Source organism: Deferribacterota bacterium (genome assembly GCA_034189185.1).
Lineage (GTDB): Bacteria > Chrysiogenota > Deferribacteres > Deferribacterales > UBA228 > UBA228.
In genome coordinates this window covers 1-22,575 of sequence record JAXHVM010000008.1, presented here as the reverse complement: position 1 = coordinate 22,575, position 22,575 = coordinate 1, and the positions used below count along the sequence as shown (strand labels likewise).

General features: G+C 30.4%; 21 protein-coding genes and 1 tRNA gene. 6 read left to right on the top strand and 16 right to left on the bottom strand.

Annotated features, from left to right (window positions below):
* The first annotated feature begins 6 nt into the window (after positions 1 to 6).
* From argS to SVN78_01180, 6 genes are read left to right on the top strand one after another with little or no spacing between them, the layout of a single operon-like run.
* Entirely contained in the window at positions 7 to 1,659 is a 1,653-nt protein-coding gene (gene argS / locus SVN78_01205; protein MDY6820224.1) for an arginine--tRNA ligase, read from the top strand.
* Entirely contained in the window at positions 1,660 to 3,183 is a 1,524-nt protein-coding gene (locus SVN78_01200) for a hypothetical protein (GenBank protein MDY6820223.1), read from the top strand. It abuts the gene before it with no gap.
* Positions 3,180 to 4,301 (top strand): poly-beta-1,6-N-acetyl-D-glucosamine N-deacetylase PgaB, encoded by a 1,122-nt coding sequence (locus SVN78_01195; protein MDY6820222.1) that lies wholly within the window; start codon positions 3,180 to 3,182, stop codon positions 4,299 to 4,301. The genes SVN78_01200 and SVN78_01195 overlap by 4 nt, the downstream gene beginning before the upstream one ends.
* A gap of 9 nt (positions 4,302 to 4,310) precedes the next feature.
* Positions 4,311 to 5,672: a protoporphyrinogen oxidase gene (gene hemG / locus SVN78_01190; GenBank protein ID MDY6820221.1), complete on the top strand. Its 1,362-nt coding sequence runs from the start codon at positions 4,311 to 4,313 to the stop codon at positions 5,670 to 5,672.
* Between the two features lies 1 nt (position 5,673).
* On the top strand, positions 5,674 to 6,336 hold the full coding sequence (elbB, locus tag SVN78_01185; protein ID MDY6820220.1) for an isoprenoid biosynthesis glyoxalase ElbB: 663 nt from the start codon (positions 5,674 to 5,676) through the stop codon (positions 6,334 to 6,336).
* 44 nt (positions 6,337 to 6,380) lie between these two features.
* Positions 6,381 to 7,985, top strand: coding sequence for a 2Fe-2S iron-sulfur cluster binding domain-containing protein (locus tag SVN78_01180; protein ID MDY6820219.1), 1,605 nt, complete (start codon positions 6,381 to 6,383; stop codon positions 7,983 to 7,985).
* Here SVN78_01180 and SVN78_01175 read toward each other — a convergent pair.
* The 16 genes from SVN78_01175 to SVN78_01100 all read right to left on the bottom strand — a co-directional run.
* A complete protein-coding gene (locus SVN78_01175; GenBank protein MDY6820218.1) occupies positions 7,978 to 8,346 on the bottom strand; it encodes a response regulator in 369 nt (122 codons plus the stop codon). The two genes, SVN78_01180 and SVN78_01175, sit on opposite strands and share 8 nt — an antisense overlap.
* Positions 8,339 to 8,857, bottom strand: a complete 519-nt coding sequence (locus SVN78_01170; protein ID MDY6820217.1) for an RNA chaperone Hfq — start codon at positions 8,855 to 8,857, stop codon at positions 8,339 to 8,341. The genes SVN78_01175 and SVN78_01170 overlap by 8 nt, the downstream gene beginning before the upstream one ends.
* A 77-nt stretch (positions 8,858 to 8,934) precedes the next feature.
* On the bottom strand, positions 8,935 to 11,316 hold the full coding sequence (gene pheT / locus SVN78_01165; protein MDY6820216.1) for a phenylalanine--tRNA ligase subunit beta: 2,382 nt from the start codon (positions 11,314 to 11,316) through the stop codon (positions 8,935 to 8,937).
* Positions 11,316 to 12,341: a phenylalanine--tRNA ligase subunit alpha gene (pheS, locus tag SVN78_01160; GenBank protein ID MDY6820215.1), complete on the bottom strand. Its 1,026-nt coding sequence runs from the start codon at positions 12,339 to 12,341 to the stop codon at positions 11,316 to 11,318. Before pheS ends, pheT begins: the two co-directional genes overlap by 1 nt.
* The gene (gene rplT, locus SVN78_01155; protein ID MDY6820214.1) at positions 12,341 to 12,694 is read right to left on the bottom strand and encodes a 50S ribosomal protein L20; all 354 of its coding nucleotides are present in this window, start codon (positions 12,692 to 12,694) and stop codon (positions 12,341 to 12,343) included. The genes pheS and rplT overlap by 1 nt, the downstream gene beginning before the upstream one ends.
* Positions 12,695 to 12,704: 10 nt before the next feature.
* Complete coding sequence (rpmI, locus tag SVN78_01150; protein MDY6820213.1) at positions 12,705 to 12,902, bottom strand: 50S ribosomal protein L35; 198 nt, start codon at positions 12,900 to 12,902, stop codon at positions 12,705 to 12,707.
* On the bottom strand, positions 12,889 to 13,452 hold the full coding sequence (infC, locus tag SVN78_01145; protein MDY6820212.1) for a translation initiation factor IF-3: 564 nt from the start codon (positions 13,450 to 13,452) through the stop codon (positions 12,889 to 12,891). The genes rpmI and infC overlap by 14 nt, the downstream gene beginning before the upstream one ends.
* 3 nt (positions 13,453 to 13,455) lie before the next feature.
* The gene (gene thrS, locus SVN78_01140; GenBank protein ID MDY6820211.1) at positions 13,456 to 15,369 is read right to left on the bottom strand and encodes a threonine--tRNA ligase; all 1,914 of its coding nucleotides are present in this window, start codon (positions 15,367 to 15,369) and stop codon (positions 13,456 to 13,458) included.
* A 55-nt stretch (positions 15,370 to 15,424) separates the two neighbouring features.
* Positions 15,425 to 15,496, bottom strand: a tRNA-Val gene (locus SVN78_01135).
* Between the two features lie 2 nt (positions 15,497 to 15,498).
* The gene (locus SVN78_01130) at positions 15,499 to 17,070 is read right to left on the bottom strand and encodes a chemotaxis protein CheW (GenBank protein MDY6820210.1); all 1,572 of its coding nucleotides are present in this window, start codon (positions 17,068 to 17,070) and stop codon (positions 15,499 to 15,501) included.
* Positions 17,071 to 17,080: 10 nt separating this feature from the next.
* Complete coding sequence (locus SVN78_01125; GenBank protein MDY6820209.1) at positions 17,081 to 17,968, bottom strand: AAA family ATPase; 888 nt, start codon at positions 17,966 to 17,968, stop codon at positions 17,081 to 17,083.
* A 3-nt stretch (positions 17,969 to 17,971) separates the two neighbouring features.
* Positions 17,972 to 20,326, bottom strand: a complete 2,355-nt coding sequence (gene lon / locus SVN78_01120; GenBank protein MDY6820208.1) for an endopeptidase La — start codon at positions 20,324 to 20,326, stop codon at positions 17,972 to 17,974.
* 3 nt (positions 20,327 to 20,329) lie between these two features.
* Positions 20,330 to 20,734: an Hsp20/alpha crystallin family protein gene (locus tag SVN78_01115; protein MDY6820207.1), complete on the bottom strand. Its 405-nt coding sequence runs from the start codon at positions 20,732 to 20,734 to the stop codon at positions 20,330 to 20,332.
* Positions 20,724 to 21,599, bottom strand: a complete 876-nt coding sequence (gene galU, locus SVN78_01110) for a UTP--glucose-1-phosphate uridylyltransferase GalU (protein MDY6820206.1) — start codon at positions 21,597 to 21,599, stop codon at positions 20,724 to 20,726. Before galU ends, SVN78_01115 begins: the two co-directional genes overlap by 11 nt.
* A 12-nt stretch (positions 21,600 to 21,611) precedes the next feature.
* The gene (gene amrB / locus SVN78_01105) at positions 21,612 to 22,409 is read right to left on the bottom strand and encodes an AmmeMemoRadiSam system protein B (protein MDY6820205.1); all 798 of its coding nucleotides are present in this window, start codon (positions 22,407 to 22,409) and stop codon (positions 21,612 to 21,614) included.
* On the bottom strand, positions 22,394 to 22,575 hold a 182-nt coding region (locus SVN78_01100; protein MDY6820204.1), incomplete at its 5' end, for a hypothetical protein. The genes SVN78_01100 and amrB, both read right to left, overlap by 16 nt.

Genomic DNA, 22,575 nt, shown 5'->3' with positions numbered 1-22,575 from the left:
TTAAATATGGTAGATTATATAAAAGAATTAATAATTAAATCCTTGTTAAAAAGTTATAAATCTTTAGATGAAGAATACGCTAATGATCTTAACTTTAATATTGAGATACAAAAAAAAGATGAATTTGGAGATTTTTCAACAAATATAGCTTTTATCGTTGCATCTAAATTAAAGAAAAAGCCTTATGATGTTGCAAAAAATATAGTTGACAATATAGATTCAAATCTTGTAGAAAATATTGAAGTTAAGAATGGATTTATAAACATATTTCTAAAGAAACAATTCTTCCATGAATTTCTTAAAAACGTACTAGAGAATAAAACGTTAATTAGCAAAAAAATAGGAAAGGGAAAGAATATATTGATAGAATTTGTAAGTGCCAATCCTACAGGACCACTACATATTGGTCACGGGAGAGGTGCATGCTATGGTGACAGCGTAGCAAGGATTCTAAAAGCTGTGGGGTATGAAACTATAAAGGAATATTATGTTAATGACAGGGGCAATCAAATAATCAATTTAGGAAAAAGCATATATTATTGGTATGTTAAACACTTTAATACCACCACTACAAATTTCCCTGAAGATGGTTATAAAGGTAATTATATTAAAGAGATTGCAGATAATCTGGTTAAAGAAAAAAATAAGAGTCTTTTAAAACTCAGTCAAGAAGAAGCGATACAAATATGTGCTAAATATGGCGCATATAAAATACTTGAAAATATAAAGGAGGATCTCAAAAATTTTAATATAACTTTTGATAATTATTTTAGTGAAGCAGAACTTTTTAAAAATGGTTATGTAGATAAAACCCTATCAATCTTGATTAATAAAGGTTTTGCTTACCAGAAAGATGGGGCACTTTGGTTTAAATCGTCAGCATTTGGTGATGATAAAGATAGGGTATTAATCAAATCTAGCGGGGAATACACATACTTTGCATCAGATATTGCATATCACAGGAATAAAATGGAGAGGAACTTCCATACTTTAATAAATGTATGGGGAGCTGACCATCATGGTTACATAAAACGCCTAAAGGCTGCAATAAAGGCATTAGGATATGACGATACAAAACTAAAAATAGTCATAATCCAAATGGTTAGCATCCTAAAAGGTGGCAAAAAATTATCAATGTCAACAAGGGAAAGTAGGTTTGTTCCTCTAGAGTGGCTGATAAATGAGGTAAGTGTAGATGTTGCTAGACTATTTTATTGCTTGAGATCCCCAGATTCACATCTAGATTTTAATATTGACTTGGCAAAAGAAGAAAATATCAACAATCCAGTCTACTATATTCAATATGCGCACGCAAGGATCCACAGCCTATTTAAAAAAGCAAAAGAGAATAATATAGTATTTAACCAATGCGGTGATATTGAATTATTAGAAAATAAAGAAGAAATAAAGCTAATGAAATGTTTGTATTCTTACAATAGTACTGTCGAACAGGCTGCAGCTACTTTAGAGCCAAATAAATTAGCCAACTACCTAATAGAATTAGCATCTCTTTTTCATAGTTATTATTATAACTATAAAATAATAGATATAAAAAATATATGCCTCACAAATGCAAGGTTAAATCTTTGTAAAAGTGTTGCAATTATATTAAAAAATGGGTTAAACTTATTGGGTATAAAAGCACCCGAGGTGATGTAAATGAAAGATTATGATAAAATAAAGGAGGGTGAGGACAGAAAAAGTTTAACCCCCATAACAATATTCATTGTAATATGTTTTGTTATTCTAGGGATTATAGTATATATAATCATATCCTTAAATAATCAATATAATTATCTATCTGAGGAATATGCAAAGCTGCAAGAAAAACCTCTAAAATTAAATGAACAAAATATGGGTACTCCAAAAAGTGATTTAAAAATAACAGAAAAAAAAGATAATATAACTGTTGCAAAGGTTAAACAAGGTAAAGATAAAAAAAATAGTATAGCTCTTGCAAAAGATGAACAAAAAATAGATAAAACAAAGAGTTCTATAAAAACTGAAAAAAACTTGAAGGTTGCCTTAGATAATACAAGCAGGAAAGTAAATACAAAAGAAAAAAGAGAAATATTAGCAAAAGAGAGTGAAAAGAAAAAAAGATGGGTGCTAAATCTAATACAAACACAAAATTTAAATGATGCCAGAACTATTTTTAATTTATATAGTAGTTATCTAGAAAATCTTTATATATATAAATCATGGTCTAACAATAAAAACAAGCCTATATATCTTGTTAACTATTATCCGACAACCCACAATTTAGAAGACCTTAGATTAAAGAAGATTGAATTAAAAAGAAAATTCAATCTAAACTCACAAATTTTAGAATTTAGTGAATGGTACTTAAAGGAGAGCTCCTTTGAAAAAGATTATAAAGAAAATAGTGGAATAACTTATACACTTCAGCTTTTAACAAACAATTCAAAAGAAGTTGCCACAAATTTAAACAATATGTACAAAAAACATATTGGGGATAGTTATATAATAAAAGACATCGCTAATGGAATAACATGGTACAAGATTAGATGTTGTTCTATTAATGCAGCAGAAGAAGCTATTCAAAAATCAAGAGAGATTGAAAGTAGATTTAACATAAAGCCTTACATTATCGCCTCCACTTATAATGTTGTAAAAGATAAAGAAAAGAATTTTAAATATGTTCTTGTCATAAATAAAAGAAAGGGTATAGAAGACGCTGTGAAAATTGCTAGCTTCTATAAACAATACCTTGAAGATATTTACATAACTGCCGATGGAAGAGATAGCAATAGATTTTACACAATTAAGTGCTGTCAATCAGAAACTTTAGAAGATGCCAAAAAACAAATGAGCAACCTAAAGAAAAGATTTAATCTGAAAAGCTCTCCACTAAAGGTGGATATAAATAGCGAAAATAAAATTGTTTGGGAAAATCTTGTGGGCAAAAATAGTAAAAAGAAAAAGATGTATGTTATTCAACTGTCAAGTCACAAAAATATTGATGTTGCACAAAATTTACTTGATTTTTATAAAAATTATTATAGTGATGCCCATATATTCTCAGATGAAAACAATAATAAAAGTAAGTGGTATAAAATAAGGTGCTGCACAACAAAAGATTATAACAGCGCGAAAGCTAATTTAGATGAAATTAAGGATAGATTTAATATAGAGCCTGTAGTTGTCGAAATATATAAATGAAGTACCTTATCTATATACTTGTTATCCTTGTTTTTCTGGTTTTCACTATAGATTTATATGCGCTAAATTTAGTCTCAGATAGTTATTATAGGGTAAAGGGTATCCAGATATTTAATTTCAACATATCAGAAAAGCAGCTTGATAGCTATCTTGCAGATATTAAAAAAAAGGGGTTTAATACAATCTTTGTAAGGGTTTTTCACAACAAGAATGATAGGTACCACTTTAATATAAATTCTACAGCAAGTAGTGGTGTATATTTTAAAACGAATCAAGTGTATGTGATTAAAGACATACTAAGACCCCTATTGATAAAGGCTAAGAAATATAATCTAAAAGTATTTGCTTGGATGGCCACAAGGAGTCTAGATGCATTAAAAGAAAGCTATAACCTAGATAAAACATTTAAAATAGATAATTTAAATAGAAGTGGATATGGGGTCAATTTGTTCAATAATAATGTATTTAGTAAAATCATTGCTCTATTTAAAGACTTAGCAATGTATGACATAGATGGCATATTAATACAAGATGACTTCATATTAAAGATTGATGAGAGTGCCTCAATAGAAGCTAAAAAGAGATTCTTTGTTGATAGAGGCTTTACCATAAATAACAACACAATCAATAATAAAGATATATCTAAGGCATTTACTGATTGGAAGATAAACCAGATGAGATATTTTTTAAATAAAATTATTTGGTCTGTTAAGCTTATTGACCCATCAATTAAAATTGCAATAAATATATACTATGAAACCCCCTATAAACCAAATAAAGCTAAGAAATGGTATGCCCAATCATTATCTAGCTTTAAATCTATAGATGTTGATTATTTTGCTTATATGTCTTATCATATACAGATGGCTAAGGAATTAAATTGTTCATTTTTAGATGTTTTGAATATTGTCAATAAAAGTATAAGAGATATGACAAAGATTATAAAACCCACCAAAAGGATAATAGCTAAATTTCAGATAAAAGATTTTCACAATAAAGAGTATATAGAAAAAAAAGAGTTAAATAAACTGTGCTATTTAATCAATAATTATGATGAAATTAGTTACACCCTATTACCCTTTGAAAATATCAAAGACCTAGAATATAACTGCTATTAGGAGCAATAAATGGATATATGTATCATAGGAGGCGGCATATCAGGCGTTTCAGCTGCTAGTATTATCTCAAATATAGCTAAAAAGAATAATAAAAAAGTAAATATAACCCTTTTTGAAAAAAGTGAGAGACTTGGCGGTTCAGTATATACAAAAGAAAATAATGGCTTCAGGATTGAGGCTGGCCCTAATGGTTTTTTAAACAACAAAACGTCAACACTAAATCTATTCAAAGAGGCTAACCTAAGCAATTTGCTTATAAAAAGTAATGATGCTTCACGAATAAGGTATATTTATAAGGACAATAAGCTAGTTAAATTACCTGAAAAACCAATAGAATTTCTTAAGAGTGATATATTAAGTTTAAAAGGAAAATTACGTGTGCTTGGCGAATTCTTTGTTCCCAAGAAAAAAGATAATTATGATGAAACAATTGCTGACTTTGCTGAAAGAAGGTTGGGTAAAGAAGCAAAAGACTATCTCATAGCGCCAATGGTTTCTGGTGTATTTGCTGGTGACATTTCTAAACTAAGCCTAAAAGCCAGTTTTCCCACAATCTATGAATTAGAAAAAGATTATGGGGGTCTATTTAAGGGACTTTTTAAAAAAAAAGACAAAAAAAGTGGACCTTCTGGCCCAAAGTCTATACTTATTTCATGCAAGGGTGGTCTATATAACGGCTTAATTGCTCTTAGCGAACAAAATAAACATCTTGATCTTAAACTAAATGAAGAAGTTATAAGTATTGATAATGAAAATAAAATCTCTGTTAACACTACAAAAAATAACTATAATTTTGATAAAATAATTTTAACAATTCCAGCATATAATTTATCAAATGTTATAAAGGGTTTAGACAGTGAATTATCTTATCTATTCTCGACCATAAAGTATGCTCCAGCTTGCGTTGTGGGATTAGGATTTAGTAATGAGTCACTACCAGATCCTCTAAAGGGGTTTGGTTTTTTGATACCCCCAAAGGAAAATAAAAAAATACTAGGTATACTCTTTACTTCCTCAATATTTCCTGAAAGAGCTCCTGATAACCATAAATTAATAAGAATAATATTAGGTGGAGATGGGAATGAATGGATATTACAAAAAAATACAAAGGAATTAATAGAGCTTGCATATAGCCAAGCAAAGGATATTTTAAAAATTAAAGGTAAACCAATAGTAGAAGAATGTTTTTTATTTGAGAAAGCTATACCTCAATATTATGTTGGCCATTATGAAAAGGTAAAAAAAATTGAGAATATATTAAATAAATATAATAATATTTATATAGGTGGAAATATACTATATGGCATTAGCATGAATGATTGCACAGCACAAAGCTATAAAATAGCAGAAAAAATATTTAAGGAGGTTTAAAATGGCAAAAATAGGCGTTATATTAAGTGGATGCGGTGTATTTGATGGTAATGAGGTAAATGAAGCTGTTTTAACAACCTATTTTTTAGAAAAAAATGGCGCAGAGATCCAGTATATGGCTCCTAACATAAATCAGTTACATGTAATAAATCATCTAAATGAAGAAGTAGAAGAAGGCGAAGCTAGAAATGTATTAAAAGAAGCTGCAAGGATAACAAGGGGTAATATTAATGATATTAAAGATATAACAACAGATAGTTTAGACGCTCTATTTATCCCTGGTGGTTTTGGTGCTGCAAAAAACTTAACTACCTTTGCTGTTGACGGTTCTAAATGTAAAATCAATAAAGACGTAAAAAGGATCATTTTAGAGATGTATAATAGTCACAAACCTATAGGTGCAATATGTATCGCACCAGTTGTTGTAGCAAAGGCCTTGGAAGGATTAAATAAGGGAATAAAGATAACCTTAGGCAATGATAAAAATTTTGCAAAGGCAATAGAAGAAATGGGAGCAGAACATGTAAATTGTACTGTTAGTGATTATGTGTATGATGAAGATAATAAAATTTTAACAACACCAGCTTTTATGCTCGCTAAAAGTGTATTAGAGGCATCAATAGGAATAGAGAAGACTATTAACAAATTAATGCAAATATTATAAAGCTTAACTATAAATTTTATAGTAAAAAATATACTTGAAACATAATGTTTAAAAAAGAATATAAAATATATATAAATGGGAGTAAAGATTATTATAGCGTAAAAGCAAATACCAACCTATATAAATTTTTGATCAGCAATAACCTAATTGGAGAAACCCTCTGTAATGGAAATGGACAATGTGGTAGATGTAAGGTTTTAATAAAATCAGCTTCAGGCAAAGATATAAACAAGCCTACGAAAAAAGACAAACTCCTACTAGCTGCTGTTAATATTGAAAATGGATATAGACTAGCATGCCAATATCTAGTGAAATCAGATATTATTGTAAAAATAGATAAAGAGGAAAATTTATTTATAGACTCAGAGTTTCTATCGGTCAAGAAAAAGACAAAAAATACAAAGATAACAAGTAATGAAGAATTATTAAGTGATACTAAAAATAATTTAATTCATGAAAAAACAACTAAATCATCAGATAATAATGTATACGCGGAGACTGCCAATAATAAAGATGAGATGGATAATTCTACCGATGAAACTCAAGAGAAGGTTTACAATCTAACAGATGGCTTGATATTATTACAATATACTGGAGGAATTAAATATTATATATACTCTGCTGGCATTGCTAACATCTCTTCAAATGGTCTTGTAAAAACTGAAGAACAATTATCAGAGATAGTTAGAAAAAATCAGATTTCTGATTTTATATATAATAATATTAATCTGATTGATATAGAACGGGTAATAGCAATCTTAGATAAGAAATATTTTGATGGTGAACCCCTATTAAATATGATTAATTATTATAGCATGCAGGTAGGTACAATGTTATGCGAAGTAATCCAGCCTGAATATAATCCACTAGATATGCTTCTGTTTTTCAGGATTCTATACAACAATGATAAAAATAATGTGTTTATATCACTAGATTTCCTAAATAAAATAATCTATTTTAAAGGCAAAACCCTAAAAGAGTTAACCTTTAATAATAAGACTATCCCTAAAAGTTTAAATAAATTATTAGAGCATGGCAAAAATCCCATAATCGATGTTGATTCAAACTATAATGTTATATTAAAAGATAAATATAGCCAACCTGACTCTATACACATAAATGCACTAACAAATACTATTAAACACCTTAGAAAGGACGGCATAATAACTAAGGGATTTCATCTTGAAGATAGGCAATCTCTTGTTAACAAAATTTCTATAGACAAACTCATTAAACTAGCTAATAAAAACGGGAGACCTCTATTCTATGTATACAGGAAAAAAGATAAGGAGTACTATGTAGACCAAGATTTGTTAGATATAATGTTTCTTTTAAAATCTTTTTTTAATGCAATATTTAAAACAATCAAATCTGACATAGAAAGAATCGATGGAATCTATATTTTTACAACGAAAAATTATAAATATCTAACTAATAACCTTCTAGAATTGCAAATATTGCCAAAAGAATTCTCAGAAAAACTATCATACATTTCAGGTGAACCATCAATAATGTGCAATAAATTTTTCCAGTATAAAGATATTAAAACATATTTTACCAAAAATATGACCTCTTATGAATCGATATCCTTTGAAGAACAAGATTTATATAGTGAATTCATAGGAGATCTTAAGCAACATTTTAACTAAGAACTTTCTCGATTGCACTTTTTAGATCTTTTGCCCTAATTGGCTTATTTAAATACTCTATAACACCTAAATTTTTAGATGATTTATACGTTTTATAACTCCCAAATGCTGTTATGACGATTACTGGGGTATTAATGCCTTTTTCCCTTAACCTCTGAACAAAAGAGATGCCATCGCTTTTGGGCATGCGTAAATCTGTAACAATAACATCATACTCATTTGCTAGTGCTTTTCTAAAACCAACATCACCATCTTCGGCAACATCGACATCATACCCATCAAGCCTTAATACTTCTGCATAACCTAACCTTGTATGCTCTTCATCATCAACTATAAGTATAAGCTTTTCTTTATCATCCATTAGACTTCTCTTCTACATATTTTATTATTTCAAATTTTTGTTCCAAAGGATACACTTCCAATATATTATTTTTATAAAACATATGTTGTATATCATCTATATTTAATAGAATAGTAAAATTATCAAAACCTAATATTTTGCCTCTATAAACTTTTAAATCTTTCATTAGTAATTCAACTGAAAGACCATATTTTCTTACTTCATTTAAAAATATATCCTGTATTGGAGGTCTTCTATGCCTCACCCTAGAATTTACTCCAGCTAAATAATATGTTTTACTTATATAATCAATATCAACAACAAGAACATTTTTTACAGGTCTAACACATTGCAGATCTCTTTTAACAATATTATAGGTAAAATCTTCTACTTTTATATTAATTGTATACTGATCAAAATCAACAATCTGAGATTTATATACAACACCTTTATTTAAAAGAAATTCAAGCTCAAGATAACGCAAACGTGCATTATGTAAGTATATAAATTCAATATTAGCAGTTAATGACATAAGCCACCTTTGATTAATTATTATATACACAAAAAATTTAATTAAGTCAATTAAATCTTATCAAAGCCCTACAGTCACTATCTTAATTCAGCCTGAAATTCTTTAGTAACACAATCAATTATATTATTTAATATATTATTTGTTTCATTGTCAGTTAGGGTTTTATTCATATCTGAAAAGGTTATCCTAAAGGTCAAACTCCTTTCGTTATCTTTAATCCCCTTACCCTTATATACATCATATAAATCAACGCTACTTATTTTATCTGATATCTTATAGATAAATAAGATTACATCTTCTGCCAATATATTATCCCTTACAACAATACTTAAATCCTTATAAACTGGCGGATATTGTGAAAATTGTTTATAAGAAACTTGTCTAACTCTTAGATTGCTAAATACTTTATCCAAAATTAATTCTACAATAAAAACCCTACCCCTCAATTCTAAATCATTTATCAAATCAGGGTGCACCTCACCAATAAATCCAACTTCTTTATTATCTATAACAATTTTACCAGATTTGCCTGGGTGTAGAAAAGCCAATAAGTCCTCAACCCTTTTTACAGAATAATCTATATTGAAAGAGTGTAAGATATTTGATAATACACCTTTAATAATATAAAAACCATCAACCTCTTCTTTCATAATCCAATTGATAGGCCAAAATTCTTCAGTTATTGCAAAAGAAAGGTGTTCCTCTTCTCTAACTCCATTATTATATTTAGTATAGATTTTAGATATCTCAAAAACATTGATATTCCTAAAACCCTTCCTAATATTTAATGCTATATTGCTAATTAGTGAAGGAAAGATATGGGTTCTCAATACATCCATTTTCTTAGATAGGGGATTTTTTAGCTTTAAAAAATTCTTAGTATTATCAAAGTTATTTAAATAGTCACTATCAATAAAGGAATAATTAATGACCTCTGAAAATCCAAGTGTTTTTAATAAATATCTAAGATTTCTAACCTCCTGTACATAAATAGATGGTGGATTATTATCAATAGAAATTTGTGGAAGTGTAACAGGAATATTATTATAACCATATATCCTAGCAACTTCCTCAGCAAGATCGGCTTGTCTTTCAAGATCATTTCTATATGTTGGAACAATTGCAATATGCCCCTCAGCATGCTCTAAGATTTCTATATTTAAACTATTTAAGATCTCCTTTTGTTTACTATAGTCAATATTGCATCCCAATAATTTATTTATATTATCATAATTAAAATAAACGTTTCTTTTATCTATATTTACATTCTGACACTTATAAGTTTTTTTATATATCTTGCCACTGGCAAAGCTCTGCAAAAATAAAGATGTGTAGTTAGCTAGTCTTTCAACTTCACCAATATCAATCCCTCTCTCAAAACGATAGGAAGCATCTGTTGATATATTAAACCTCTTAGAAGTCCTTCTTACTATTCTACTATCAAAAAAAGCACTCTCTAAAAATATATTTGAAGTACTATTATTAACGGCTGAATTTTCACCCCCCATTATACCAGCTAGAGCAACAGGTTTTTTGCTATCAGCAATAACTAACTCATCACTAGTTAATAATATTTCTCTACCATCTAAAAGCTTTAGTCTTTCCCCACTTCTTGCTTTTCTAACAATAATATTTCCTTCTAATAAATCTAAATCAAAGGTATGTAGTGGTTGATTAGTTTCTATTAATATATAATTTGAAATATCAACTACATTATTTATTATATTTATCCCATGTTTTATTAATCGTGATGCAATAATAGTAGGTGAATTGCTAATCTCAACATCTTTGATTATCTTACCAATATAAAGAGGACAATTAATGCTATCCTCTACATTTACACTAAAACTATCAAATTCAGATTCACTCAAGTCTGAGGTTAAATTAAAGGAAATATCTCTAAACTCTTTTCCAAAAATTGACGCAAGCTCTCTAGAAATACCTCTTATGCTTAAAAGATCACCCCTGTTTGGTGTAATTGACACATCAAAGATTGTATCAGGTAATTCAATGATATTATTAACATCATAACCTAAATCATATTTATCATCTAAGATTAAAAGATCATCACTTTTTGATTCTAATCCCAAATCTGCTGCAGAACACAACATTCCTTCAGATTTTATACCACTAATAACTAATGGTTTAATCTCCTTATTATTAGCCAATCTCGCAAAGGGTCTTGCAAAGGCAACTTTTAATCCTTTTTTTGCAGAGGGTGCCCCACAAACTACATTATATTCCTTTGTACCGTCATAAATCCTGCAATATTTTAGACTAGAGCTTGAGGGTATATTTTCAGACTCTTGAATCTGAGCAACTACTACGTCACTAACATCAAAAAGTTCATCATAGGATTCAACCTCTAGGCCTGCCATTGTCAGAGATTCAACTATATCATTAGTGCTTAAATCTGATATATCAACGAATTGTTCTGCCCATCTTTTGGAGAATAACATCAAAATTGCCTCAAAAAATTAAGATTGTTCTCAAAAAATAATCTTATATCATTAATGCGATATAATAACATTGCAATTCTTTCAATTCCTAAGCCAAAGGCATAACCACTATATTTATTAGCATCTAAATGCACAGCTTTAAATACATTTGGATGGACCATGCCACAACCTAATACTTCAAGCCAACCTGTATTCCCACAAAGCCTACACCCTTTTCCATCGCAAACTACACAACCTATGTCAACCTCTGCGCTTGGTTCAGTAAAAGGGAAATAGCTTGGCCTAAATCTAACAGGTCTCTTATCCTCAAATAGTTTTTCAATAAAACTAATTAATGTTGCCTTAAGGTTTGCAAAGGTTACATCTTTATCAACAAAAAGACCCTCAACTTGATGGAACATAGGTGTATGACTAATATCATTATCACATCTATAAACTTTTCCTGGAGCAATTATTCTAATGGGAGGTTTTTTACCTTCCATTACCCTTACCTGCACAGGAGAGGTATGGGTTCTTAATAATAATTCTTGGTCGATATAAAAAGTATCTTGCATGTCCCTAGCTGGATGGTCTTTAGGAATATTTAAGGCTTCAAAATTATAGAATTCTTTCTCTACCTCAGGACCCTCAGCGATCTCAAAACCCATTGAAACAAATATATTAACAATTTTATAGTAAATTTGTGTTATTGGATGAATGCAGCCACATGAAAAGGGAAATCCTGGCAAAGATACATCAATAAACTCGCCTTTTAATCTCTCATTTTGAGCTTTTCTTTTTAATTCTCTTTCTTTTTCTAAATATAACCTTTCAAAATCCTTCCTCGTTTCTTGGATTATTCTACCATAATCTCGCCTCTCCTCTTTTGGGATATCTCTCAAATTCTTATTTAAACTTGTTATTATGCCTTTTTTACCCAAATACTTAAGTTTTACACTATAAAGATCTTCAAGATTATTTGCAGCACCTATTTCATCTTTGTAAGTATTTATATTCTCAATCTCTTCTAAAAAAATTCTATCCATTAATCCATGCTTTTTACTTTTTTAACAAGAGCTTTGAATGATTCATTGTCATTAATAGATAATTCAGATAAAGCTTTCCTATTAATATCTATATTATTTTGTCTTAATAGGTGTATAAACCTGCTATACGAGATATTCTCTTCTCTAAGAGCTGCATTTAATCTAATAACCCACAATCTTCTGTAGTCTCTTTTTTTCTGTTTCCTCCCCCTATAAGCAGAGGCCTGAGCTCTTTCTGCAGCCTGCCTAGATAGTCTATATACATTATTTGGGGCTCCCCTAAAACCTTTGGTCAATGAAAGCCATTTCTTCCTTCTTCTCCTAGTTTTAAATCCGCCTTTTGCCCTTGGCATAACTACCTCCTTACCTCACTGATAATATTTTCTTTATTTTTATTTTTTCTCTGCCTGTAAATTCGGCTGGCAACTTTAAATATCTTTTTCTTTTTGAACTTTTTTTAGATAATAAATGCCTTGTTCCTGATCTTCCAAACAATATTTTATTGTTTCCTGTAATCTTAAACCTTTTTTTTGCACCACTATGAGTTTTAGTTTTTCTCACCTTCGCCTCCTGCTTTTAGATTATTTTTAGGAGCAATAATAACAATATGGGGTTTACCCTTTTCTAAAGATTTTTTCTCGGCAAATCCTAGTTCACTCACATCATCTAATACCTTTTCAATAAGCCTTATACCGTGTTCTTGAAATATTCTCTCCCTTCCTCTATACCTAACAGTTAGCTTTACTTTATTTCCTGCAGATAAAAATCTTTTTATATGTTTTAGTTTTACATTATAATCATGTTCATCAATTTTTGGCCTTAACTTAATTTCCTTTATCTCTATTTGATGAAGTCTTTGTTTTTTTCTTGCTTCTTTATCCTTTTTTGCTTGTTCAAATTTATACTTACCATAGTCCATTATTCTGCACACTGGGGGTTTAGCTTGTGGTGCAACCTCAACTAAATCTAAACCTCTCTCTCTAGCCATATTCAAAGCCTCTTCAGTTTTAACAACCCCAAATTGCTTGCCATCCTCAAGGATTAATCTCACATTTGGATAATTAATCCTATCATTTATCCTAACATTCTTGTCTGTACTTTCTCTGCCTATAGATTACCTCCAAAAATCTAGTTTTTTCTCTCTTCTTAGAAATTCTACATTATCTTTATACTCTTGTAATTTTAAATCATTTATTTGCACACCCTTTGGTATTCTCACAGAAATACTTCTATTTTCAATCTCCTTATCTCCAACTATAATTATATGTGGTATTTTTTGATCTACAGCTTGTCTTATTTTATAGCCAATTTTTTCATTTCTAATATCTAGCTCAATCCTAAAGCCATCCTCCATTAATCTATCTGCTAATTCTCTAGCATAACTAATATGCCTATCTGCTATAGTCAAGATAATTATTTGAACAGGTGCTAGCCAAAAAGGAATTAAACCAGCAAAATGTTCTATTAATATACCAATAAACCTATCTAAAGAGCCCAATATAACCCTATGAATCATTACTGGTCTATGCTCTTTCCCTTCTTTACCAATATATTTTAAATCAAAGCGATCAGGTAAATTCAGGTCACACTGTATTGTAGCACATTGCCATTTACGCCCCAATGCATCTGTTAGTGTTACATCAATCTTGGGACCATAAAATGCACCATCCCCTTCTGCAACATTATACGTTAAACCTCTATTATCTAATGCATCAAATAAAGATTTTGTAGATATATCCCACACTTCATCACTTCCTATATACTTCTCAGGCTTTGTCGAAATAGTAAAGGTATAGCTAAACCCAAATACACCCATTACATAATCAATAAAATCAATCACTTTATGTATTTCATTAGTTAGTTGATCCTCCCTGCAAAAAATGTGAGCATCATCTTGGGTGAAAGACCTAACCCTTAATAAACCATGTAGGACACCTGATTTCTCATTTCTATGAACTGTACCTAGCTCAAAATATTTTAAAGGTAAATCTCTATAGCTTCTAATATCAGATTTATAAATAATAATATGATTAAGGCAGTTCATTGGTTTTATACCATAGGAAACCCCATCAACTTCTGTAAAATACATACTATCACTATAATTTTCTAAATGCCCAGACTGTTTCCACAACTCTTTCTTTAAAATGGTAGGCCCGTAAACAATTTGATATCCCCTTTTTAAATGCTCACTTTTTTCAAATTCTTCTAAAGTCCCTCTTAAAAGACCACCTTTAGGAAGATATATAGGCAATCCTGCCCCCACCTTCTCATCTATTAAAAATATATTAAGCTGCCTTCCTAATTTTCTATGATCCCTTTTTTCTGCCTCCTTAAGCCTATTTAAATATATTGTTAAATCATTCTTCTTAAAGAAAGCTGTCCCATAAATCCTCTGCAACATCTTATTCCTTGAATCCCCTCTTAAATAAGCACCTGCAACTTTTAGCAGTTTATAGTGTTTAATATATCCTGTTGAGGGAACATGGGGGCCTCTACAGAGATCAACAAACTCGCCTTGCCTATATATACTAACAAATTCATCATTAATATCCTTTAATAATTCTATCTTATAGGTCTCACCAATTTTACCAAATAATTCAATAGCCTCTTCTTTCGGCAACTCCTCACGAATAATCTTATAATCACTTTGAACAATATTATCCATCTCTTTTTCAATAAGGGGCAAATCTTTCTCCGATAAATTTATATCAAGATCTATATCGTAATAAAACCCGTTCTCTATCGGAGGGCCTATAACCAATTTTGCATTAGAAAACAACCTTTTTACTGCTTGCGCCATTAAATGTGCTGCTGAATGTCTTAAAATTTCAATTGCTTTTTCATTCTCTGCTGAAATTAATTCAATCTTATCACCATCTCCTATATCTGAATCCAGATCTTTATATACCCCATTTATAGATACAGCTATTATACTTTTACTATTAATGTTTAAATAACTTAATAGTTCATTTACTTTGAAAATATTATCTTTTATATTAAATTCTTTCTTATCAATATATACAATCATATTATTAAGGTTGATAACATATAAAAATTATATATAAATGTCAATAATAATAAACTAGGCGCGGACGGGATTGAACCGCCAACACCTGCCACGTCAAGGCAGTGCTCTCCCATTGAGCTACGCGCCCTTTTATTCCAAACCAAAATCATTCAATATTTTATCAATTTGTCCTTGATTCAAAAGGTTATCATTATCTTCTTTCTTTTTTATGTAGCCTAAGATAGAGGAAAGATTAGCTTTAACATCTGAGACAAGCTTTAATATTCTTTTAATTGTTTGATCACTAATATCCTCAAATTCTAAGGCTTCATAAATCTGTAATGATACTTCCTTATATTCTTCTATACCTTCTTCATACTGCTCTAGTTTACCATCTAAATCTTTTAGATTATCTTCCTCAATATATATATTAAAATTATCAAGTTCTAACAATAATTCTTCATAAAAGTGACCAAATGAATCTAAAACATTGAAAAGCTTATCGGTAGATTTGCTTGTTACCCTATCTACATCCCTTAGCTGCCTTTCAATCTTTGGCAACATATTTTTTACATTAATTAAGGCATTAATATGGTTTTCATATTTATCCTTTGCTTGCTCTAATTCTTTTACATACTGTTCAATTTTTTCATCAGATTCCTCGCCACCTTTAACTTTATCATTATCTATTATGTTTTTAGCTATCTTTCTCAATTCTTTTATATTTGGTTTATCTTCACTCTTATCACTAGTTTCTACTTTATCGCTAGCATCTTCTTTTATATCTTTAGCTTCCTTGTTTTCTTCTTCCCTTTTCTCACCTAGCTCAGCTGCAATCATTTGATCTATATTCTCTTGAGCTACCTCATTTTCTTTAACTTCAGTGTTGTCATTATCTATTTTTTTTTTACTATCTGTCTTATTTTGCTCTTCTTTTTTCCTTTTTATTAACTCTTCAGTCTCTTTTTCTCTTTTTTTAAGCTCTTCTTCGATTAATTTATCAATATCTTTTTCCTCTGTAGGCTCCTTCTCCTTTAGCTTTCTATCTTCTTTCCCTCTTTCTTTTTCTCCTTGTTTCGCCCTATCTTTTTGTTCCTCTTTTAAGTCTTTTCTCTCTTTTCTTTTGGGCGTCTCCTCTCTAGATTCTCTTTCTTCTTCTGTCTCACGTGGTTTTTTCTCTTCTACCTTTTCCTTGTCCTCAAGATCTTTCCCTTCTATCTCCTTTTTTAATCTACTTACTTCATATTTATCCCCAGGGAATACAATTCTATTAATATCCAATATAAAAACCATGGTATCATCAAGCCTGTATATACCAAGTACATATTCTTGACCAACTGTTCCAATAAGTGGTGGGTTAGGATTTATATTTTTTTTATTAATATTCATAACTTCAGTAACAGAATCCACAACAAAACCTATATATTCTCCATTAAAATTTAATACTACAATACTAGTATTCTTATCAAAATCATATTTATCTAAATTAAATCTAATCCTCAAGTCAACAACGGGCACAACCCTGCCTCTCAAATTTATAACACCTAATATACTTTTATCTGCGCGAGGAATTGATGTGATCTCGGTAACCCTTATAATTTCCTCGATATCCATAACATCAACAGCATATATTTCATCCCCAAGCCTAAAACCTAAAAGTTTAATATATTCTTCTATGTGATCCCTATCTTTTACTTCTTCTAAATAGTAGTTATTGTTCATTTTTTAATCCCTAATTTTTACTTATTAAAGATATCATATTAGTTTTCAAATCATTAAAGCAATCTTTATATTCTTTGTCAGCATTCTTAAAGTAAAATAACCCTTTCTTAATGCTATCGCTTACTTTTTTATCATAGGGTATAAAACCTAACTTATCAACACTAAAACCAAGATATTTTTTTGCAATATAGTCAAAGAGTAATAAAAAATCTAGTTCATTACCATTTTTTACCATATTTAAAATTATACCTACTTTAAAATTTTTTACATATTCATCAATTTTGTTTAGACTCTCAGGATTGTGCTTATTCAATAACTCTTTTAAATCATCTACATATCTAATTTTACCACTTCTAAAGCTAACCTGTTTTTTAATCATATCAATATTTTTTTCACCTTTCAATATATCTAATATACCTCTCAAGAAGGCTACCTTTAAAAAGCTGTATGCATTTTCAAGAGATGTTTGTTCCGAGGTCATAACTATTATTTTATACCTAGAAATATTAAAAAAATCTAATAAATTATAGTTTGTGCCTGCTCCCAAATCAGCAAAGACATAATCATATTTACTATTAAAAATATTTTTAACTATTCTATGCTTTTCATAATTTTTTAAGTGAGGCATACCTAAGATACCATTTGAACCAGGTAACAAGAAAAGTTGTTCATCTACCTCAAATATTATTTCATCTAAAGTACAACCCTCCCTTAAAAAGTGATATAAATTTTTCTTTAACGGAGAAATACCATAAAAATGATGTAAATTTGCACCTCCCAAATCAAAATCAACAATTAATGTTTTCTTATTTTCTCTACTAATTAAATATGCTAAATTTGATGCAATAAAACTTTTACCTACACCGCCTTTGCCACTTGCTACCGCAATAACACACATTAATTATGAAACTGTTGTCTTCGTTTTATTTTTTTCAAAAGCTATTTCAGGTATTTCATCAAAGGATTCAACAAATACAAATTGAATTGACCTAGCTATGTTATTAGGCAAATTCACTATATCCTTCTCATTCTTTTTAGGTAAAACTATCTTTTTCATTCCAATTCTTCTAGCGGCAAGTACTTTCTCTTTTATGCCCCCAACAGGTAAAACCTTACCAGTTATTGTAATCTCACCTGTCATTGCAACATCTCTCCTTATCTTAATGCGTGCAAAGGCAGACAAAATTGCAACTGCCATAGTTACCCCGGCTGAAGGCCCATCTTTTGGTATAGCACCTGCTGGGACATGCAAATGTATATCATATTTACTAAACTCATTTGCCTTAACATCAAACTTATTAGCAATTGATCTCACGTAGGTTAATGCAGCCCTCGCAGATTCTTTCATAACATCACCTAACTGTCCTGTTAAAATCAATTCCCCTTTCCCAGGATATCTAGTACATTCAACATATAATACCTCACCACCTGATGGTGTCCATGCTAAGCCTGTAGCCACTCCTATCTCATTTGCCTTCAATTCTTCTTCACTGAAAAATATTCTTGGACCTAAATATTTCTCAACAGTCTTTTCGCCTATTATAAATTTTTTATTGTTCCCTTCTGCTACTTTTCTAGCAATCTTTCTACATAGTGTAGCTATATGTCTTTCCAAATTTCTTAATCCTGACTCACGAGTATACCCTTCAATAATCAATTTAATAGCATTATCACTAAATTTCACATTTGTCTTATCAAGCCCATTCTCTTTAATCTGGCGTTGCAGTAAAAACCTTTTTGCTATCTGTATTTTTTCTTCTTCACTATAACCAGGTATCCTTATAACCTCCATTCTATCTAAAAGTGCTGGCGGTATAGGATCTTGATAGTTAGCAGTTGTTATAAAAAATACATTTGATAAATCAAAGGGAACACCTAAATAATGGTCTACAAAACTGTTATTTTGTTCAGGATCTAACACCTCCAAAAGTGCTGAAGATGGATCCCCTCTAAAATCCATACCTATTTTATCAATTTCATCTAAAACAAAAACAGGATTCTTGCTGCCAGCATTCCTTATCCCTTGTATGATCTTACCAGGCAAAGCTCCAATATATGTCCTTCTGTGCCCTCTGATCTCAGCTTCATCTCTAACACCACCTAAGGACATCCTTACAAATTTTCTGCCCATTGCACGTGCTATTGATTTACCTAGAGATGTTTTACCAACGCCTGGAGGCCCTATAAAACAGAGTATTGGACTTTTCATTTTTTTATTTAGTTTTCTAACAGCTAAAAAATCTAATATTCTCTCCTTAACATCTTTCAAACCATAATGATCTTCATCTAATATTTTTTTTGCATGCTCTAAATCTAAATTGTCTTCTGTTTCATTATCCCAAGGCAACTCAACTAACCATTCAATGTATGTTCTAACAACTGTGGCCTCTGCAGAATCTGGATGCATTCTAGATAGTCTATTGACCTGTTTAAGAGCCTCTTCTTTTACTTCTTTGGGCATATTCGTTTTATTTATTTTATCAGTAAATTCCTTTATTTCAGCTCCTTCCTCATCTTCGCCAAGCTCTTTTTTTATTGCTTTTAGCTGTTCTCTTAAAAAATACTCCCTCTGGCTCTTATCTATCTCACCCTTTGCTCTATTAAATATACGCTGCTGTACTTCTAGTAGAGCAATCTCCTTGTTAAGATACTCATTAACCTTTTGAAGCCTATCTACAGGATTTGTAATCTCCAATATCTCTTGATGTTCTTTTACCTTTAATCCTAAATTAGCAACTACAATATCAGCTAGCTTACCAGGGTCCTCGATTGATTCTATAACAGCCAATAAATCGGGAAGCATCTGTTTGCCTAAATTTACAGCCTTTGACAACAATTCTTTTGTATTTTTAATAAGCGCCTCAACTTCAAGTGTTATTTCAACTTGAGCATCCTCTAATACAAGTATTTTAACCTCTAAGAAGGGTTTTTCTTTTACAACATCCAATATCTTACACCTTTTTAAACCTTGTACGAGTATTTTTACACGGCCATCGGGCATTTTAAGCATTCTCAACACCGATGCAACAACACCAATAGAATATAGATCATCTAATTTAGGCTCTTCTATAGAAACCTCTTTCTGAGCAGTTAAAAATATCAATCTATCCCTTTTAAGTGACTCATCAACTGCAGCAATACTATTTTCTCTACCCACATAAAGAGGTATTATCATGTAGGGGAAAACTACTATATCTCTAATAGGTAAAAGCGGCAGTGTTTCTGGTATATTAATATTCTCTAATATATTTTCCAAAATTTAACCTCCTTCATTTTTAATAAAAACAACTGATAAAACACCATTTTTCAAAACAGCTTCTATGTTATCTTCTCGTATCTTTATAGGCAAATGAATAATCCTTCTAAAAGAAGTTGTTATTCTTTCCATTCTTAAAAAGTTTACCTTATATGGTATTTTTTCCAACTTTTTAACTCCCTCAATAATCAAAAGATCGCCACAGAGAAAAAGATTTATATCATCTATATTTACACCTGGCAACTCAAAATAAATCTTAACCTTATCATCTGAAACTACTATATCTACAGGTGGAAAAGGTGTTTCAGTAATCTCCCTTCTAGAATTCTTCAAGTTTTTTATTATATTATGTGTCTCTTTCCTTAAAACCCCTCTAATTACAACAATTTCATCAAATTCATTTTCCATTTTTAAAACCTAACATATTTATTATATTGTATAATTCTTCTTTTAGTTCATGCTTATTATATGCCAACTCAATTATAGCGCGCAAATAATCTATTTTATTACCACAATCATAGCGATTGCCTTCAAACACATATCCATATATCTCGCCCTTTTCTGCCTCTTTTTTTAGTGCATCTGTAAGCTGGACCTCTCCAAGGGCTCCCTCTTCAATCTCTTCTATATTATGCAATATATTGCTTGTCAAAATATATCTACCAATAATTGCATAATTTGAAGGCGGGTCAGTCTCTGGCTTTTCAACCATATCAGATAATTTAAACAATCTATTATTAATCTTCTTTTCTATACTAACAATGCCATATTTACTAGCATCCTTTTTATCTACTTCCATTAAACCAATTACAGGAGCTTTAATCTCTTTATAACATTCTATCATCTGTTTTATAACTGGCTTATCAGAGATTATAACGTCATCTGGTAAAATAACAGCAAAAGGATCATTTCCTATTAAATGTTTCGGCATTGATATAGCGTGTCCTAACCCCTTTTGAATGGGTTGTCTAACATAGGTAATATTAGCTAACTCTGAAAAACTTCTTATCTCTTTGAGTAGGTCATATTTTTTGCCAGCCTCAAGTGACCTTTCCAATTCCATGTTTCTATCAAAATAGTCTTCTAACGCTTTTTTATTAGAACTTGTCACAAATATAAGATTATTAATACCAGAATCAACAACCTCTCTTACAGAATAGTCTATAATTGGCCTATCGATCAATGGAAGCATTTCTTTTGGGATAGTTTTAGTAGCTGGAAGCATCCTTGTTCCAAACCCTGCAACGGGAAATACTGCTTTTTCAACACTCATATATTACCCCTTTTATATTATAACTATGCCGGCATATCCAACAACTTGGTTATAATCCCCTGATACATAACCGCTGTGAGTATGCTCAATTAATATAGCTTTTTTAGCCCCCAACTCTTTACTCCCTTGCAAAGCAATTACTGCTGGTATATAGCCACACATAGTAATATTGTTTAAGTTTACCTTTTCATAGAGAGCTACTGGATCCATATTCAATATACACTCAATTGCAATCATATCTTTTTTATCAGTAATTTCAGCATCTTCATAGTGATTAAAATCAGAGCTAACAACTATTAATATCTCTCCTTTATACTCCATGCAAATCGTAGAAATCTTTTTTGCAAGCACTAAACATTCATTCAAAGACAGACCCTTAATTGTAATTGGAACTATCTCTACATCTTTACGTAAATACTTAAGCATTGGCACAACTACTTCTAGAGAGTGCTCCCTCAAATGAGCATAATAATCATCAAAAACTAATTCTTTGTCAATTAATTTTTCTGTTATGCCTTTATTTACAACAACATCGCCAAAAGGTGATGCCCACGAGCCTTCCGGATATACTGATACCCTCTCACCTAAACCTGTGTGATTTGGCCCAATTAGTATAACTGTACTTGGGATATCTATAGATGATAGGGTCTTAAAGGCTGTTTTACCAGAATATACATAACCAGCGTGTGGAACAATTGCTGATTTTACATCCTTATGGGTTGCATCACCCCTATTATTCTCAAAAAAATTAATTAGCTCCCTCTTATTTGCAGGATAAAAATAGCCTGCAACAACTAATTCTCTATACATAAACTCCTCCCAACCAATTTATACCAATTCGGAGGCATCTTTACAGATATATCACCAAAACTATAATCGTTAATTAAAACACTCCTTAACTCTTTAAAATATTCAAGCCAAGGTTTTTTATTTCTCACTATATTTATATATTCTATTCTTTTAAATTTAAATTTCT